A 17,993-nucleotide genomic window follows, 5' to 3' on the forward strand; every position below is an offset into this window, starting at 1 on the left:
ATGAGGTTGCGCTTAAAATTCCCTCACATTAGAAATGTGGGACTATACAAACAAAGCCTGCCTACGCAGGCTAATTAGATGCATCTTTTACAGAAATAGTATTAGAAGGGTTGAGATCCATTCCAATCCGTACAGATAAGATGCCCGTGAAGCAGTTCACCTTTTACAATTCCTGTATTTGGTAATACATTGGCAAGCGCAAATTGTCCCGATACGTTCTTAAATATCAGAGGTAACATGGTAGATAAAATAGCACCGTGAGCTACAAAAATCAAAACTTTGGGAATATTTGAATACTGCTCGATGGTATCTGTAACAAAGGGGACGAAGCGCGATCGCAAATCGTTGTAACTTTCTCCATCTGCTGCTTTTTTATCGTATTCTTTATTAACCAACCAATCCGTGAGTAATTGAAAGATTTGTGAGAAATCAGATGAATTGAGTGCAGCCGTGCCAAAATTGACTTCAACAATTTGAGGTGCAAGTTGTATGGGAAGATTTTTCACAAAAGAGATTGCATCTGCAGTTTGAACGGTTCGCAAGCGAGTTGATGTGAAAATTGCGGAGACATCAATATCTTCAATTGACGAAGCCAGAGTTTTCACCTGCTGAATCCCTTTGATAGTGAGAGGATAGGTAAATCCTTCATCAGGCGGTAATTCTGAAGGCAGTTCCGATCTCTCAGATAGGACATTGACTTCACTTTCCCCATGCCTGATGAACCAAACCTCAAACTTTCCCGTTTCCTGAGCTTTAACTTTTTCTACAAGAGTAGAAAGACCTGCAAATGCTGGTGCTGCTGCGATCGCTGTGATAATTGTACGCCTGTTAATCTTCACTTGAAATTTGCTCTCTCTTAATTCTGAAAACAGCAATAAGACTACAGCAGGAGCGCTAAATGCTTGTTAAGAAACCGTTAAAAGTTGATCTAAGGGTATATACGCACGGGCCTCTTACTGGAGTTGAGACTGTTTTGGTCTAAAATCCAGTCATTATTATTTAGTAGAAAAGAGGATGACACTGTAAGAAAGCCCCAATATAATGTGATAACAATTGTCCCGGACAAAGCATCGGTACCGTAATTACTACAAACATTTAGAGGAAGTTTTAAAAGTAGTAGCTGAGGTATTCAAAACTTCACATCCTCCTAAAATTTTCTTAAAAAAGGTGGCTTTAAGAGTACTTTCCCCCCTTTTTAAGGGGGGCGAGGGGGGATCTTGATACAACGGGAAACTGTACAAACATCCTCTCAAGAAATTACTATTAACTTTACAATCTAGCGCTTAGATGGATGATATAACTGCACTCGAGCAATCTATCACTGCTCTGACAAAAAACGTAAAACAGGCACAATTAGTAGCAGCAGACCCTAATACTGACCCCGATTTGTTGCGAGCACTGGCGCGATCTAGCGACCAAAAAACCCGTCAAGCAGTAGCAGGGAATCCCAATACCCCACCTGATATACTTTTGAAATTGGGAGCAGAATTTCCATCGGAATTGCTAAATAACCCCGTGTTTCTATTACTGCTCTTAGAAAATCCCAATCTAGTCGAAGAAATTCCCTTAGCTACCTTGCGAAGTATTTTGAAGCAAGAAAATGTTCCAGTATATTTTTTGGAACAAGCAGCAGAGCAAGCGGATTTGGAAGTTCAACTGGCGTTAGTTAAAAACGTCCAAACTCCCAAAGCAGTATTAAATCGGTTAACCCAAAGCCGACATTCTCAAGTTGTAGAATCTGCTCGTTTACACGTTAATCTGGCTGGAGAATTAACGGAGAAATACGACGAAAGAATCAAAGAGGTGATTCAAGGAATTATCCCTTCTGCTGACAAAGCGGGTACTGGCTCTCTTGCGGTTCTAGCTCAGATTTGCCCGATTCCAGAATTCATTGTTGAACGTTGGATAAAAGAGCCACACTATCAGAATTTTTTATCTGCAAAGCTTGCTTGTTCTCCAGCAACATTTCCCAGTATTCTCAACCTTTTAGCCAATCAAAGTTCTACGCAGTATACAGTAGCCCAAAATCCCAATACTCCCGCAGAGACTCTACGAAAATTGGCAAGCGAAGAATGCAGAGCAACTCGAAGCTCCATCGCTCAACATCTCAGTACACCTAGCGATATTCTGGAGAAGTTGAGCAAAGACAAAGACCAAACAGTTCGTATTAAAGTCGCTCAAAATCCCAATACACCCTTAAGTGTGGTGAAAGAACTGGCAAACGATACAGATAGGCATGTTGCTAATGCGGCAGCTGGGGTAATAGGAGAAAAACAACGAGAATGTGCTCTCGAAGCAGTTAGGAAGAATCCTGAAATTTCCCGTCAGCTCTTAGAAAGTTTAACACAAAAAGATTCCAGGGCTCTGTGCGAACACCCAAATACACCACTCGAACTGCTCTTAGAATTCTCCAAAAGCCTTCACAGAGAACTGCGTGAAGCTGTGGCTCGAAATCCCAATACACCAATCAGTATTTTAGAACAGTTGGCTCACGATGAATCTCAGGAAGTTCTTTGGGCAGTTGCCAGTAATCCAAATGTACCAGTCAGTATTTTAGAACAGTTAGCTCAGCATGACTCTTGGGAAGTTCGTTGGGATGTTGCCAACCGCAAGGCACCAATAAGTCTTCTGTTTAAGCAATTAGCTAGAGATGCATGGGTAAGTCGCAAGATTGCGTCTCAAATAGCCAATCAACAATATCAGTGCTCTGAAGAGGAGAGTATTTTAGATATCCTAGCAGAAGAAAGTACCAGTTCTTTGGAAACCATTTTGCAGCGATTAGCACGGGAGGGAGGAGAGGCGGCTCGTCTTTTTCTCGCTCGACGCTTTGATTTGCCCGCTGATTTTCTTATACAATTTGCTGAATCAAATGAAGTGAAGGTCTGTGAAGCAGTAGCCCAAAACCCCAACACCCCTGTCAGCTGCTTGGAAAATCTAGCTCGATCGCCAGAAACAAAAGTTCGTGAAGCAGTAGCCCAAAACCCGAATACACCGATCGGAATTTTAGAACAATTAAGCAAAGATCGGAACACCGCAGTTTTGCTGCATATCGCACAAAAAACTCACCTCTCACCTGAAATTTTAGAAGAACTGGCGAGTAGTAAATCAGCCGAAGTGCGTAAAAAAGTGATGGTGAATCCCAGTTTGCCAAAAGAGGCTGTAGAGCGTATTCTTTGCGGGGAATATGCAACAGATTATTTGAAACTGCATCCTGATTTCTTCTCTCGCCATCCCGATCGCCTTGCTGTGGTGCTCGATTGTTATGCTCGGTCCCAGTTTCCCTTAGTGAGCTTTATTGCTTTAAAGCAACCCCAGATTTCACAGGAATTACTACAAGAAAAAAGCGTTTCTATCTCCTGGCTGGAAAGGCTAGCTGTCGCTCAAAATGCACAAGCGACTCAACAAATTCTCATACAACTGGCACAAGATAGCAACCAGCTAGTTCGAGCAGTAGCAAAAGATAGATTGCAACACTATTAATTTTATCTTCACACTCAAAGAGTTATCGTTATGCTTCCAGAAAAACAGGTGCATAGTAGCAACACAGATACTTTAAAATCGTTTCGAGAAATTGGGGGTGCTCGGGGATTGCTAGCAGCCTATCAACTTGGAGAACGTGATTTCACTCAGGTGAACTTAGAAAATACCGATTTGAGCCAAGCTGATTTAGCGGGAATTAATCTAGAAAAAGCCAACCTCAAAGGAGCAAATCTTTCCCAAACTAATCTAAGCGAAGCCAATTTGATAAGTGCTGACTTGCGTGGCGCAAACCTCACACAAACTAACTTAAGATGCGCTCGTCTTAATGATAGTGACCTACGACAGGCCCTCATCAAGCAGGTCGATCTGTATCGAGCCAATCTCAGTTGGGCAAATCTGAGCGAACAAGACTTGAGAGGAGCCAATCTCGCAAGAGTTGATTTCCAAGGTGCAGATTTGAGTGCAGCGAATCTAAGTGAGGCAAATCTCAAAGAGGTAAAACTGGATGCAGCTAATTTGAAAGGTGCAGTTTTGGTAAGAGCTAATCTAAGTTATGCTTATATGCCTCGCGTCCAACTCGTGCAAGCCAACCTTCAAAAAGCGACATTAGTGCGTGCCGAATTAACAGCAGCTAATTTGGAACAATGTGTTTTAGATCGGGCTAATCTGGAGGAAGCTAGGCTGCGAAAAACTCAACTGCAACAAGCTAGCTTGCAGCATACTTACTTGCGTAGAAGCCAATTACAAGCAGCAAACCTGACAAATGCTAACTTGCAGAAAGCAGATTTGTCTGGGGCTAAACTGGAAGGGGCAATTTTAACACAAGCTGACCTGCGAGAGGCAGAAATTGCTGAGGCAAAGGACGCGAATTTAGAATTTGCAATTTTGGGCGAACTGGATAAAGTTATTGCACACTCTCTACATTTAGAACTAAAGGTATGGAACTCATCTTTTGCTTTCAGTCCTGATAGTGAGATGCTCGCATATACTGACTGGAAGGAAAAAATTATCTTGATGAATACCAACACTGGCAAGCAAATTAACCAAATAGATTTTCAATTAGAACCAGTTGTCTCAGTCGTTTTTAGTGCAGATGGACAACATCTCTACGAAAGTTTTTATGTGAATGAGTTAAAACTATGGAATCCCTTAACGGGGGAGTTGATTCAAAATCTTAAAAACCATTCTGTTAATATTACTTCTTTTGTATATCATGGCGATTCCAAAGGTATAGCTATAAATGGTACAGGAGAACCTTTTGAGGTCTTTGACGTCGGTCATGAGACAAGGACATTAAGGGGTTATTCTAGCGGTATCTTAACTCAAGCACATAGCCCAGATGGGCGATTGACCGCCCGAAGTGCGCCGGATGTAGACGGTCAGATTGAACTGCTCGACAGACAAACTGGTAAACAAATTTGCCTTCTTACCGGACACAAAGCAGCAGTGCAATCTCTGGCTTTTAGTCCTGACAGTCAGCTCCTAGCTAGCAAAAGCGCTGAAGATTTTAAGCTGTGGCAAGTGACAGAGGGGAAGGAAACATATAGTTGCTTGCGATCCCAACGCACGAACTACCCTACTCTTGCTTTTACCCAGCGGAATCATCAATCCAATCCAGTGTTGGTCGGCAGCGATTTCTATGGTACTTATGCAGATAGAGAGGCTGCACCCGATAATAAAGACGGAAAGAAGCGGTATCGCGGTGGAGAATGGTCTAATGACTCTTATGTTACCCTAAGTGCAGATGGAAAAGTACTGGCAAGATGCTATTACAAGCAACCAGTGCAATTGTGGAATTTACAGACGGGCGAAGATAATGGTGTTGTAAATTTAGATAGCGGCTATGGCTTTCCACTGGCACTCAATTCTAATGGAAGTATCCTAGCGGCTGTGGAGCGGGAGAAAATTGCCCTGTGGGATGTGAAAACAAACACACTGATTTGTAGTTTTACACCTCACTCTAGCTGGATAAAGCAAATTGTCTTTAGCCCAGACGATCGAATTCTAGCCAGTGGAGGTAATGACCATACAATTAAGCTGTGGAATGTGCAAACAAATTGTGAAATAAAAACTTTGCAAGAGTATTCTACCATTCAGGCTCTAGCCTTCAGTCCCCTAGAGCCAATTTTAGCGAGTGTCACTCGATACGGTACTATCAGGCTCTGGGACTTGGAGACAATGGAAGAAATCCACAGTTTCAAAAGTTCTCAAGAAGAAGCCATCAATTTAAAATTTAGCCCCGACGGAAAACTGTTAGGCAGTAGTAACAAAAGCAGCATCTTTGTGTGGCAATTGCGATGTTCGTCGCAATGACAGGCATTTTCCAACGACGATCGCTGCACCACTTTCTTAAAAGGAAATTCTTCCAAAGTCAAACCACTAGGAGCGATCGCCCACAACATGGGTAACGCCAGATCTAAGGTGTATCTCTAGAGAGGGGTTTGAATGCATTCGTTGACTTAGGATAAAGAACGTTGTTGGGCTAGTTCGAGTCAGAATGGCTCAACCCCTTATATCGAGGGTGGAGTACAGAAAATGAATGTAGAAGAACTCAAGCAGCGCTACGCCGCAGGAGAGCGAGACTTTAGCATTGTTGACCTTAGGGATACAGTGATGGAAGAAATCGATCTCAGTGGTGCTGTTTTACGTGAGGCAAAGTTGGATGGAACCAACTTGCAGAGGGCAAACCTCAGTCGGGCTGACTTGAGTGGAGCAACACTGAATGGTGCAAACTTAAGCCAAGCCAATCTAAGCGGAGCCGATTTGAGCGATGCGATTCTTGACAATGCAATATTGGAAGGAGCCATTTTAGATGGAGCCATTTTAGATCGAGCAGATCTCAAAGCTGCCGATCTCGAACAGGCAAATCTCAGTCAAGCCGATCTCATTCAAGCCGATTTAAGTGGAGCCAATCTAGAAGCCGCAGATTTGAGCGGAGCAGATTTGGGTACTGCGGACTTGCACCAAGCGAACCTCCGTCAAGCTGCATTAGAAAGAGCCAATCTCACCGGGGCTAATTTAAAAGATACGAATTTACAAGGAACTATTATTGAAGGCGGTGATAGCAGTCTGGCGACATAAGCTACAGCGTTATAGCTAAGTTGCTTTCAGAGTTAAAGAAACTATCAGCCCATTCAATACCTACTCCCTTTCCGCCATAAGACTACCGATCTTCTTCTCCTCTTTCCTCTGTGTCCTCTGCGCCTCTGCGGTTCATTTAATTAAGAAATCTTCGAGCGGGAAGGGAGTAAAACAGCCGATGGGATGGTGATAATGGCACCCCAAGAACCAATAAAGACCCTCCCCTTAATGACATCCACGGTTATGTTTGACGATGTTGCAAAGCAGCAGTTGAGCGATCGCGCTTGGAAATGAACGATGTCTAACGATAAGCTACAAATGTCACCACACTCAAGCTGTGATTGTTGCAGTGAGGCAAAGAATTGTCAGCATTTTGACAATTTTGCTAACAAACCAAAACCCGAGCAGTATTGATACTACATCTATCAGCTATTTGTTTGTAAACATCCTGTGAACTATGCAGAGTGTTGCCAGATAATACCAAAGTTTGGTTTGTTTCCTGTTAATATAAATCAAACTTATAAGTAATATTACTTATTTATATGAATTTTATATTTCCTTGTTCGAGTTCAAACGATATTCTAGAACTCATATGTCATAGTTCCATGACATTATCTTGCTACTCAACTTTTTTAATTCATGAATTTGAATTTTTTTGATAAAAATGCTGGTTTGTGGTTGAAGGGTCTGTCCATCGGAATCTGGATTTTAGCCAATAACTCTGATTAAAAGTTCCCTCTATTGACAGAGTTGGGGAATCTTGTAACTTATCGATCCACAAAGATTAGCTAAGGCAAGAAATACACTTAATCTTTTTGTGTTGTTGGTTGTTGTGTTGTTGGTTGCAGTTGCTCTGGAAAACTATGAAAAGTTATTTACCCAAAAGGCGGTTTTATTCAAGCTATCTAACGAGGTTGAATTATCAAAATGTTCGGGAAAAATGGAAAAATTATTGCTTGAAAATACGTGGAACTAGACGTTCATCTTGCTTAGATAGACCTCACCACATACATATATTTTGGAGTTGGTGCGGTAGTTTTATTGGAATAGCAGCAACGGCTTACCTTTCTGTAACAACTAATTCTCCTTTGCTGATGGCTCCCTTTGGTGCTACTAGCGTATTAATCTTTGGTATTCCTGACAGTCCTTTAGCCCAACCCCGGAATGTCATTGGTGGTAATTTTGTAGCGGCATTAGTTAGCTTGACTATTCTACATCTTTTTGGTTCAGAACCTTGGGCAATGGGAATGGCAGTAGCTACAGCCATTGGTATGATGCAACTGACTGCAACTTTACACCCTCCTTCGGGCGCAGTTGCATTAGTTGTGATGATGACGAAAGCACCCTGGCAATTTCTTTTAACTCCTGCGTTAGAAGGTTCCATCATTTTGATACTCTGTGCTGTGGTATTCAACAATCTCGCACGCGAGCGAACATATCCGAAGTATTGGTTCTAACTGGTCTCACCACCTTCGTGAACTAACCAAAATCGAGGATTGACTAAAGTTAACTCGGTATTTTGTTGAAGGTTGAAGGTAATATTGCACTTTCTCTTAATAGGTTGGTAGAGACGGAAGCAGCAGTCACTGCATTAGCAAAGCTCATATCTATCTGCTTTCTGCTGGTAGTCCGGCAATTGATGGAGATACAAACGATCGCTCTGTATGATGTTCTCCCTTTTTTCTTTTTTGCCGTTTTGCAAAAACTGAGAAGCTCTTGGGAATACTAACTTTATGAAGCCAAAAACCAACTTCTATCATGAGGTTAGTATAAATGATGACTGCACGCTCTGCTCCTGTAATTCCCGGATATAAAATCTACTCCCAACTCTATGCAGGCTCCAGAACTAGAGTCTATCGAGCTATTAGAGAGCAAGAAACACTTCCAGTCGTCATTAAACTTCTGACATCTGAATATCCCAGCTTCAACGAATTACTCCAATTTCGCCACCAGTATACCATTAGCAAAAATCTCAACATTCCCGGTATCCTTCGTCCTTTATCATTAGAAACTTACCGAAATGGTTATATTTTAGTGATGGAAGATGGGGGGGAAATTTCTTTACGAGAATACGTTAAAACCATTACACTCTCACTTGTCGAATTTTTGGCGATCGCTATTCAACTAACCAAAATTCTACACGATTTACACCAAAACCGCATCATTCATAAAGACATTAAACCCGCAAATATTCTAATTCATCCTCCAACAAAACAAGTTAGACTGATAGATTTTAGTATCTCCTCTCTGTTACCCAAAGAAACTCAAGAAATTAAAAGCCCTAATATTTTAGAAGGAACTCTCGCTTATATTTCCCCCGAGCAAACAGGTAGAATGAATCGAGGGATAGACTACCGCAGCGATTTTTATTCTCTTGGGGTGACATTTTATGAATTATTAATAGGAGAATTACCATTTATATCCGACGACCTCACGCAATTGGTGTATTGTCATATTGCTAAAATGCCTGCACCATTGGGGAACAGGAAAGAAGTTCCACAGGTGCTTTCCAATATTGTGATGAAATTGATAGCGAAAAATGCTGAAGATAGATATCAGAGTGCTTTGGGTTTGAGGCATGACTTAGAAAATTGTTTGTATCAGCTCCAAGAAACAGGTAAAATTGAAAGTTTTGAAATTGCCCAGAGGGATGTGTGCGATCGTTTTCTCATTCCTGAAAAACTGTATGGGCGGGAAACAGAAGTTACAACCTTGCTGGAAGCTTTCGAGCGTGTCAGCAATGGTCGTTCAGAAATGATGCTGGTAGCAGGATTTTCTGGGATTGGGAAAACGGCGGTAATCAATGAAGTCCACAAACCAATTACCCGTCAGCAAGGATATTTCATCAAAGGCAAATTCGATCAGTTTAATCGCAATATTCCCCTATCAGCCTTTGTGCAAGCTTTTCGTGACTTGATGGGACAATTGCTGAGTGAAAGCGATGTCCAATTGGTAACATGGAAAGCCAAAATTCTCGCTGCTGTGGGCGAAAACGGGCGGGTGATTGTGGAGATGATTCCTGAATTAGAAAGGATTGTTGGCGAACAACCACCTGTCCCGGAACTCTCCGGGAGTGCAGCCCAAAATCGCTTTAACTTACTATTTCAAAAATTCATCCAGGTTTTTACCACAAAAGAACATCCCCTAGTGATTTTCTTGGATGATTTGCAATGGGCAGATTCAGCTTCCCTAAACTTGCTGCAATTATTGATGAGTGATGTCAGTTCGGGATATTTACTCATTTTGGGAGCCTATCGAGACAATGAAGTATTTCCGGCTCATCCCTTGATGCTAACACTGGAACTGATTCAGAAAGCACGAGCAATTGTCAATACCATTACCCTGTCACCTTTGGGGGAATTAACGGTGAATCAGTTAGTGGCAGATACCTTAAGTTGTACCGAGGAATTAGCTCAAACTCTGACAAGATTGGTGTATCAAAAAACTAAAGGAAATCCGTTTTTTACAACGCAGTTTCTCAAAGCTTTGTACGAGGATGGTTGGATTCAGTTCCAGTCAGAGCTGGGTTATTGGCAATGCGACATGGCGGCGGTGCGACAGTTGGCATTGACAGATGATGTAGTGGAGTTCATGGCATTGCAGTTGCAGAAACTACCAACACAGACTCAAGCGGTTTTGAAATTGGCGGCTTGTATTGGTAACCAATTTGATTTGAATACTCTGGCGATCGTTTCGGAACAATCCCTCATTGACACCGCAGCCCACCTTTGGAAAGCATTACAGGAAGGGCTGATTCTCCCGATTAGTGAAACCTACAAGTTTTTCCAATTTCATGATTCTGAGGACAGCGATCGCCGTGAAGAGATTGTTGTTCCTTATAAATTCTTGCACGATCGCGTCCAACAAGCAGCTTACTCGTTAATTTCCGAAAGCCAAAAACAGGCAACCCATCTGAAAATCGGTCAACTCTTACTTAAAAATCTAACTGCAACAGAGCGAGATAAAAGAATCTTTGATATTGTTAACCAATTAAATTATGGTGTTCAACTCATTACGGAAATTACCGAACGAGAAGAACTGGCTTGGTTAAATTTATCTGCTGGTTCTAAAGCGAGAGTCTCCACTGCTTACACTGCTGCAACCGAATATGCAGCCTGTGGGATTAAGTTATTAAAAGCAGACTGTTGGCAGAGCCAGTATCAGTTGGCATTAGAATTGCAGAACCTAGGAGCAGAAGCTGCTTATTTGGCTGGCAACTTTGAACTGATGGCAGAATTTATTCAAATAGTTTTAGATTGTGTTCAAAATCCCTTGGATCGAGTCAAAGTGTATGAAGTTCAAATCCAAGCTTATGGCGCACAAAATCAATCACTAGAAGCAGTTGGTCTGGGAAAAGAAGTGTTAAAGTTATTAGGAATTAAATTCCCAGAAAATTTTAGCAATTCTGACGTACAGGCTGAAATCAGTCATACCATTTCTCTACTTGCAGATCGGCTTATTGAAGATTTAATTGAACTGCCGCATATGGCGGATAAAACATATTTGGCAGTCATGAGAATTTTATCCAATATTACGAGCTTTGCGTATCAAGTCGATCCAAACTTATTTCTTCTTTTACCATTAAAGCAAGTTAGTCTCTCTTATCAATATGGGAATTCCCCTCAGTCAGCTTTTGGATATGTTGTCTATGGTATTATTCTTTGTTCATTAGTTAAAGACATTGAATCTGGTTATCGATTCGGTCAATTATCTGTCAAACTTTTAAGTCAATTTGATACCAAAGAAGTAACTGCAAAAACTATTCATACATTCAATTGTCTCGTCAGGCATTGGAAAGAACATATTAAAGAAACATTACCATCTCTCTGGGAGGCTTATTCCCTTGGTTTAGAAACAGGAGATTTGGAATTTGCAGGGCTTGCCATCCGTTACTATAGCGCTCATTTGTATTTCCTCGGTCAAGATCTGAGTACATTGGAAAAAGAAATGCAAACCCATACCAATGCTCTCCAGAAAATTAAGCAACAAGGTTTAGCTAACTACAATCAAATTCAGAGACAAAGGATATTAAATTTATTAGGATATGTTGATGATGTATGTTGTTTAAAGGGTGAAGCCTACGATGAAGATGTCATGCTTCCCATCAATCTGGCAAACAATGATATGGTTGCATTGCTAGAATTTTATTTTTCTAAACTTCAACTCAGTTATCTGTTTGGCAAGTACGATCTGGCACAGGAATATGTTATACAAACAGAACAGTATTTAGCTGGTGGGCTGGGGCTAATTATTTTTCGACAATGTTATTTTTACACATCGCTGGCACGACTGGGTATCTTTTTAAATGTCAATCAAGACATACAAACACAGATTCTCAATCGCGTTATAGAGAATCAAGAAAAAATGCAACTATGGGCAAACCACTGCCCAATGAATGCTTTACATCAATTTTATTTAGTAGAAGCTGAAAAAAATCGAGTTTTAGGCAATCAACCCGAAGCAATAGAATACTACGATCGCGCCATTGCGGCTGCGAAGGAAAACGGTTATATCCAAGAAGAAGGCTTAGCTAACGAACTTGCTGCTAAGTTTTACTTGAACTGGGGGAAAGAGAAGGTGGCTTCCGGCTACATGCAGGAAGCATATTACTGTTACGCCCGTTGGGGAGCTAAAGCTAAAACGGATGATTTAGAACAGTGCTACCCCAACTTACTGGGTCCCATTCTCCAACCCGCCGTCCAGAACTTAAATTCCCTGGAAACGCTGGCTTCGATTTCCAATATACCAATGACCTCGACGAAAACCAGCCGCTCTTCCAGTACAAGCATCAACAACGTTCTCGATTTCGTCACTATTCTCAAAGCGTCTCAAAGCCTTTCGAGTACAATTCAACTTGATGAACTCATCCATCAAATCACTCAGATTCTTTTGCAACACTCAGGGGGCGATGGCTGTGTCTTAATTATGCCCAACCAAGCTTTTGAGTGGCAAATTGTAGCTGTTACTACACCAAGTACTGTGGAACTGTGTTACGAACCGCTAGAAGGTCATAAAAACTTCCCTGTAAAACTGATTCAGTACGTCAAAAACACCCAAGAACTGGTGATAATTGAGGAGATCAAAACCGATCTGCCTGTTATTGATGATTATTTAATTCAGCACCAACCAAAGAGTGTTTTGGGTTTGCCAATTCTCAATCAGGGTCAGTTAATTGGGATTCTATATTTGCAGAACCGTACAACTACTGGAGTGTTTACCAGCGATCGCATCCTAATTCTCAACTTCCTCTGTACTCAAGCGGCGATTTCTCTGGAAAATGCCAAACTCTACCAGAACCTGCAACGATCGGAAAGCAACGAACGCGAAAAAACAGAACAATTAGCGCAAACTCTGGAAGCGCTCCAATTAAAGAACTGCAAATTAAGCTTTCGCGCAGATGTGGATGCTGCCTTAACCAGTAGCAACTGTCTGAAACAAATGCTACAATCTTGTACGGAAGCAGTTGTTCAACATTTGAATGCAGCTTTTGCACGCATCTGGACGTTAAACGCGGATGAAAATGTTTTAGAACTCCAAGCGAGCGCCGGACAATACACTCATATTGACGGTCCCCACAGTCGCGTTCCGGTGGGAGCATTCAAAATTGGGCTGATTGCTCAAGAACTTCGTCCCCATTTGACCAATGACGTGTTGAACGATCCACGGGTTGGAAATAAAGAATGGGCAAAGCAGGAAGGAATGATTGCTTTTGCTGGTTATCCACTGCTGTGTGAAGATCGGCTCATGGGAGTGCTAGCCCTATTCGCACGTCAGGCTTTAGCAGACGATCTTTTGGATATGCTGAAGTTAGTTGCTGATGAAATTGCCTCAGGAATTAGACACAAGCAAGTCGAGCAAGCCTTGCGACACTCAGAGATAGAACTCCGACACAAAGCACAACAGCTTGAATATGCCGTTCAACAACTTGAACAATCCCAACTCCAAATTATTCAGAATGAAAAAATGGCATCTTTAGGCAACTTAGTAGCAGGCGTTGCTCACGAAATCAACAACCCTATCAGCTTCCTTAATGGCAGCATTAACAATGCTAAAGATTATGTGCGGGATTTAGTTGAGCATTTGGCATTTTATCAGCAACATTATCCCAGCCCAGTCATACCAATTCAAGACCATGCCCAAGATATCGATCTGAAATTTCTTAGCGAGGACTTACCTAAGTTACTGGATTCAATGCAAGGAGCAACCGATCGCATCAAAAGCATCAGCACCAGTTTGCGGACCTTTTCCCGCGCCGATACCGAACACAAGGTAAGCGCTAATCTCCATGACGGAATTGATAGCACATTGCTGATCCTCAAATATCGTCTCAAAGCTAATGAATTTCGCCCTGCTATTCAAGTCATTCAAGACTACGGTGAGTTACCACTTATCGAGTGTTTTCCCGGACAATTAAATCAGGTCTTTATGAATATTCTAGCTAATGCAATCGATATGTTTGATGAGATAGCAAAAACTCAATCTTTTTTGGAAATAGCCGCTCATTCTCAACAAATTACAATTCAAACAGCCATGGTTGAGAACCAAGTTCAAATTTGTATTCGCGATAATGGTAAGGGTATGACCGAAGATGTGAAAGCGAGAATTTTTGACCATTTATTTACGACTAAAGGTGTAGGAAAAGGTACAGGATTGGGATTGGCGATCGCCCGACAAATTGTGGTGGAAAAACATGGTGGCACTTTAAACGTGCAATCTGAGTTAGGTTGGGGAACTGAGTTCTTGATACAGCTTCCACTTCAGTATTAAGACCTTAACGGCTCAAGCAAAATCGCTGGCATACCTGGTAGTTCACGAACATCTATCCTTGTCATGTTCTACTGGCGCGGCTAGCATACCTTCAGAAAGACCAGCTTCACACAGACGAAAAGCACCGATATTTCGCCTTTGAATTAATAAAACTGGGCTAAGCTTTGCTTTATTTTTCAGAGAAATGATAACTTCATCAAGGTTTCTTGCTCTGAAAATCTTTTAACTGATTTGTATTTGCGTGCCGATTGATGGACAATTAAATGATTCCCATGCATTACCACCACGCAGGAAAACTTCCATCCAACGTGTATGTTTGCCTCCTGCATCGCTCCAGCCACTGCTACCTGGGGCAAAAGCTAACTGTCCGGATTCTACGGCAAAGGTTCCATCGCTCTTTGTCGCTTCCCGTTCCCTCTCACCAATTCGCAAACGAACCTTATGACCGCAGTTTCCCTTGGTAGTATCATGTCTCATAGTGGTTTTCAAATTGCCATAGCCGTCAATATAGGCAATACAGTTGAGCGGTATCTCCGGTATATCAAAACAGGAAATCTCTTCACCTAAAGCATCCGGTTGACCGAGCGCGATCGCCCCAGCTGCCTCTGGAAACAGGTCACGAGACCGAAACTGCGAACCAGAAGCTGCTACCGCCGCCCATCGCAACTCAACTGCCAAATCTCGCACGAATGAAAAGGCATAACCAGCATTGACGCCTATAACCCGCACACCCGTTGGCAGGCGTGCGTAAGCAAGACGTTCACCCGCATTCCCTGCACGCGCTTGTTCATCATCTTCACGAGGCGCAACATTGTGGTAAATGATTGTCCCGGCGGGAGCTTTATTCAAGCCCAACTGGGCGATACAAAATCCTGCCGCTAGGGTGGCAAAAGCCGGTACGGGTGTAAGTATCGGTTCAGCATCCGGCAGATAGAGTTTGAGGCGCTGCACGACTTCTGCAAAAGCGAGGTCGCCAAAACCGTAATCAGCAATGATGTGAACTAGCATAAAGCCCTATCTCCCATACTGACACTATCCCTTTTGCTATTTTTCAGACAATTAGCTCGACGAGATCTTCCGAATGCCTCATTCGCTTGTCAACTTCGCGCTCTCGTGTTGCCCTAATGTCCGGGTTTAGACTTTTGCCTAAAGATGACAGCACAACAGGTTGGTGAGCCTTTGAGACTTTGCAAGATCCAAGAGCACATTTTCCTAATGCTTAAGTTAATCGCTACTGTCGTTCGCTACATATATCTGATGACATAAAGTGTTTGCCTACCTTCTGCCCTCTGCCCTCTGCCTCCTTCAATTCTTAAAAACGAGATCGATAGCAGAGTTAATTAAGTCAAGTGCGTGTAATTCATAGTGATAAGTTTTAAATTTAAATTTACCCACTTGTTCTAGCTGTTTGCAAGGTCGATGCCCGTATCTGTCTTCATACAGTTTTAGTACGAGAGTTCCTATAGCGGTCATTTGCCCTTGAGTTGCTTCAAGTCCCATTTCTTGTAATCTACTAGCAATGGTGATTAAATTTGCACGAGTTGCAGTATTTTTGCTACTTTTTATCTCAGAAAAAGTTTGGTTAAGCTCCTCAAAAGGAGATATTAGGAAATTAATTAATCCTGTAAGCCGTCGCGCTGGTCTATCCGTAGTTACAGCAATTCTCAAGGCTTCTTCTTGCCCAACTGCAATGAACGTGCCTTGAGCGCGAGTCATTGTTGTATATAGCAGCTGACGAGTCAGCATGAGATAGTTTGATTTTAGTAACGGAAAAATCACGTATTGGAATTCACTACCCTGACTTTTATGACAGGTTATGGTAAAGGCATGGATTATCTCCTCAAACTTACCAGCAGAATAATCAACAAGGGCACCTCCATCAAAAAAAACTTTAACAATCTTTTTTTCTGGATCTACGCCAATGACTTCTCCACTTTCACCATTCATAACGGCTGGCGATGTGTCGTATCTATTTTTTAGTTGTATTATCCTATCGCCCACTCTATAAGTAACAGAACCAACCACTACCTCGGGTTGATTGGGTTGTTGAGGGTTAAAAACAGGTTGTAAAAGTTTATTGAGATTATAAACTCCAGCTGCACCTTCTTTTTGAGGAGCAAGTACCATAACTTGTTGCTTTAAATTAACGTTTTCTGCTGCCATTGATTTGACTAATTCCACAATGGTACTGGCAGTTTCTTGTGCTGATTCTGTTTTTAAAATCGCGCAGTCCCCTATATCCATCCATTGGGATACGCGAGTAAAGTTGTGAAGTGCCGGAACCTTTCCTAGATTAACATCGCTAGCTGCATAGATAATTGCACTTTCATGTTTCTGTCGGAATATAGTTTCCAGGCGTGTTGTTGGAATTAATTCCGAATTTATCAAATCTCTTAATACCATCCCAGCACCAACGCTAGGCAATTGGTCGGAATCACCAACAAGCAGAATTTTTGTGGTGAGAGGTAATGCTTTTAATAAAGAATTGAATAGGAATAAATCCACCATTGAAAATTCATCAACAATTAACCAATCTATATTCAATAGATTTTGCTCGTTGTACAGAAAAGATTGCTCCTTCCCCCGCCACTGTAACAGTCTGTGGATTGTCAGTGCCTCCGCATCAGTTGCAGTTTGCATCCGATTGGCAGCTTTCCCTGTAGGAGCAACAAGCGCAAACAAAGCTTTCTTAAAACGAAGCCAATCTACCAACGTTTTTAGAACGTGAGTTTTCCCACGACCGGGACCACCCGTAAGGATGCTAATAGGGTTGCGTTCTGCCATGTATAAAGCATTAATTTGCTCTTGACTTAAACGCGATAACTCACGATGATCCTCATTTTGATCCTCTGTCAGCCATTGTTCTAAGTGTTCGGTTGAGTTTTTTTTCTGATTGAGTAAAGCTTTAATTTGGAATGCTACTGAGACTTCGGCTCGATAAGCAGCTTTTAGATAAATGCTATTTGGTATAATACCTTGTACCAATACCTTATTCTCAATTAGCCCGTTTAACACTCTTTTTAGAGATTCAGGTTCGGGTTCGTGTGTGGGACGTTTTAATAGAAATATAGCTTTCTTAATAATTTGAAATTCAGGTAAAAAGCAGTGACCTTCAAGCAGCGCATCTTTTAAGGCTTGTATGAGCCCTTTTTCATATCGCTTTTCACTTGTTTCTGGTGTTCCCAGCAATAATGCCAATTCGTCAGCAGTTTTGAACCCAATCCCATCAATATCATCAATTAACCGATATGGATTTTCTCTCAAGACTGACTCGGTTTTCTGACCGTAATGTTCGCAAATTTTTAAAGTTAAGTTAAGCGATGCTCCAACTCCCAAAAGTTTAGCTACGACCCCTAAGTTGGGATCGGATTTGCTTTCAGACCATGCTTGGATAATATTTTGAATCCTATAATTATTAAGCCCTGGAACCTCATGAAGTTTCTCGGGTTCTCGGTCTAAAATCAGTAAGGTATGACTCCCAAAGTGTTCTACGAGTTTTAAAGCTGTTTTTTTGCCTATTCCCCTAAAAATTCCACTCGATAGGTATTGCAGCATTTCTGCTTCAGTCAAGATCGGGAGTTGATTAACCTGGGAAAAAGCAGTCATGTTGCTTTGCTCCAATTCGTAATTCGTAATACGGGCTCCGCCCACGCTATAGACGAGCC

The 17,993-nt window shown here is 41.8% G+C and carries 9 protein-coding genes; 6 read left to right on the plus strand and 3 right to left on the minus strand.

Annotated elements, in window-relative coordinates; all coding sequences use genetic code 11:
- Positions 1–101: 101 nt before the first annotated feature.
- Positions 102–839, minus strand: coding sequence for a histidine phosphatase family protein (locus AB0756_RS15115; RefSeq protein ID WP_050046198.1), 738 nt, complete (start codon positions 837–839; stop codon positions 102–104).
- 448 nt (positions 840–1,287) lie between these two features.
- Between AB0756_RS15115 and AB0756_RS15120 the strand changes: the two genes are divergently transcribed.
- From AB0756_RS15120 to AB0756_RS15145, 6 genes are all read left to right on the plus strand, one after another.
- Positions 1,288–3,480 (plus strand): variant leucine-rich repeat-containing protein, encoded by a 2,193-nt coding sequence (locus AB0756_RS15120; protein WP_038080787.1) that lies wholly within the window; start codon positions 1,288–1,290, stop codon positions 3,478–3,480.
- Positions 3,481–3,510: 30 nt separating this feature from the next.
- Complete coding sequence (locus tag AB0756_RS15125; RefSeq protein ID WP_038080788.1) at positions 3,511–5,793, plus strand: WD40 repeat domain-containing protein; 2,283 nt, start codon at positions 3,511–3,513, stop codon at positions 5,791–5,793.
- Positions 5,794–6,015: 222 nt separating this feature from the next.
- Complete coding sequence (locus AB0756_RS15130; protein WP_038080789.1) at positions 6,016–6,561, plus strand: pentapeptide repeat-containing protein; 546 nt, start codon at positions 6,016–6,018, stop codon at positions 6,559–6,561.
- A gap of 914 nt (positions 6,562–7,475) precedes the next feature.
- Positions 7,476–8,018 carry an HPP family protein gene (locus AB0756_RS15135; protein WP_038080881.1) on the plus strand — a complete coding sequence of 181 codons (543 nt, stop codon included), beginning with the start codon at positions 7,476–7,478 and terminating at the stop codon, positions 8,016–8,018.
- Between the two features lie 62 nt (positions 8,019–8,080).
- Positions 8,081–8,290 carry a hypothetical protein gene (locus tag AB0756_RS15140; RefSeq protein WP_137986441.1) on the plus strand — a complete coding sequence of 70 codons (210 nt, stop codon included), beginning with the start codon at positions 8,081–8,083 and terminating at the stop codon, positions 8,288–8,290.
- A 47-nt stretch (positions 8,291–8,337) separates the two neighbouring features.
- Entirely contained in the window at positions 8,338–14,328 is a 5,991-nt protein-coding gene (locus AB0756_RS15145; protein WP_408019889.1) for a trifunctional serine/threonine-protein kinase/ATP-binding protein/sensor histidine kinase, read from the plus strand.
- 222 nt (positions 14,329–14,550) lie between these two features.
- Here the strand turns inward: AB0756_RS15145 and AB0756_RS15150 are convergent, their stop codons facing one another.
- Positions 14,551–15,336: an SAM hydrolase/SAM-dependent halogenase family protein gene (locus AB0756_RS15150; RefSeq protein WP_038080793.1), complete on the minus strand. Its 786-nt coding sequence runs from the start codon at positions 15,334–15,336 to the stop codon at positions 14,551–14,553.
- A gap of 297 nt (positions 15,337–15,633) precedes the next feature.
- Positions 15,634–17,934 (minus strand): SF1B family DNA helicase RecD2, encoded by a 2,301-nt coding sequence (gene recD2, locus AB0756_RS15155; RefSeq protein ID WP_038080795.1) that lies wholly within the window; start codon positions 17,932–17,934, stop codon positions 15,634–15,636.
- Positions 17,935–17,993 lie beyond the last annotated feature (59 nt).

Origin of the sequence: Tolypothrix campylonemoides VB511288_2, from assembly GCF_045999855.1 — a bacterium.
GTDB lineage: Bacteria > Cyanobacteriota > Cyanobacteriia > Cyanobacteriales > Nostocaceae > Scytonema > Scytonema bouteillei_A.

Excerpts from the sequence above, each read along its gene's own strand:
- AB0756_RS15120 (WP_038080787.1), top strand. The coding sequence starts at position 1,288 with ATGGATGATATAACTGCACTCGAGCAATCTATCACTGCTCTGACAAAA.
- AB0756_RS15125 (WP_038080788.1), top strand. The coding sequence starts at position 3,511 with ATGCTTCCAGAAAAACAGGTGCATAGTAGCAACACAGATACTTTAAAA.
- AB0756_RS15130 (WP_038080789.1), top strand. The coding sequence starts at position 6,016 with ATGAATGTAGAAGAACTCAAGCAGCGCTACGCCGCAGGAGAGCGAGAC.
- AB0756_RS15145 (WP_408019889.1), top strand. The coding sequence starts at position 8,338 with ATGACTGCACGCTCTGCTCCTGTAATTCCCGGATATAAAATCTACTCC.
- AB0756_RS15150 (WP_038080793.1), bottom strand. The coding sequence starts at position 15,336 with ATGCTAGTTCACATCATTGCTGATTACGGTTTTGGCGACCTCGCTTTT.
- recD2 (WP_038080795.1), bottom strand. The coding sequence starts at position 17,934 with ATGACTGCTTTTTCCCAGGTTAATCAACTCCCGATCTTGACTGAAGCA.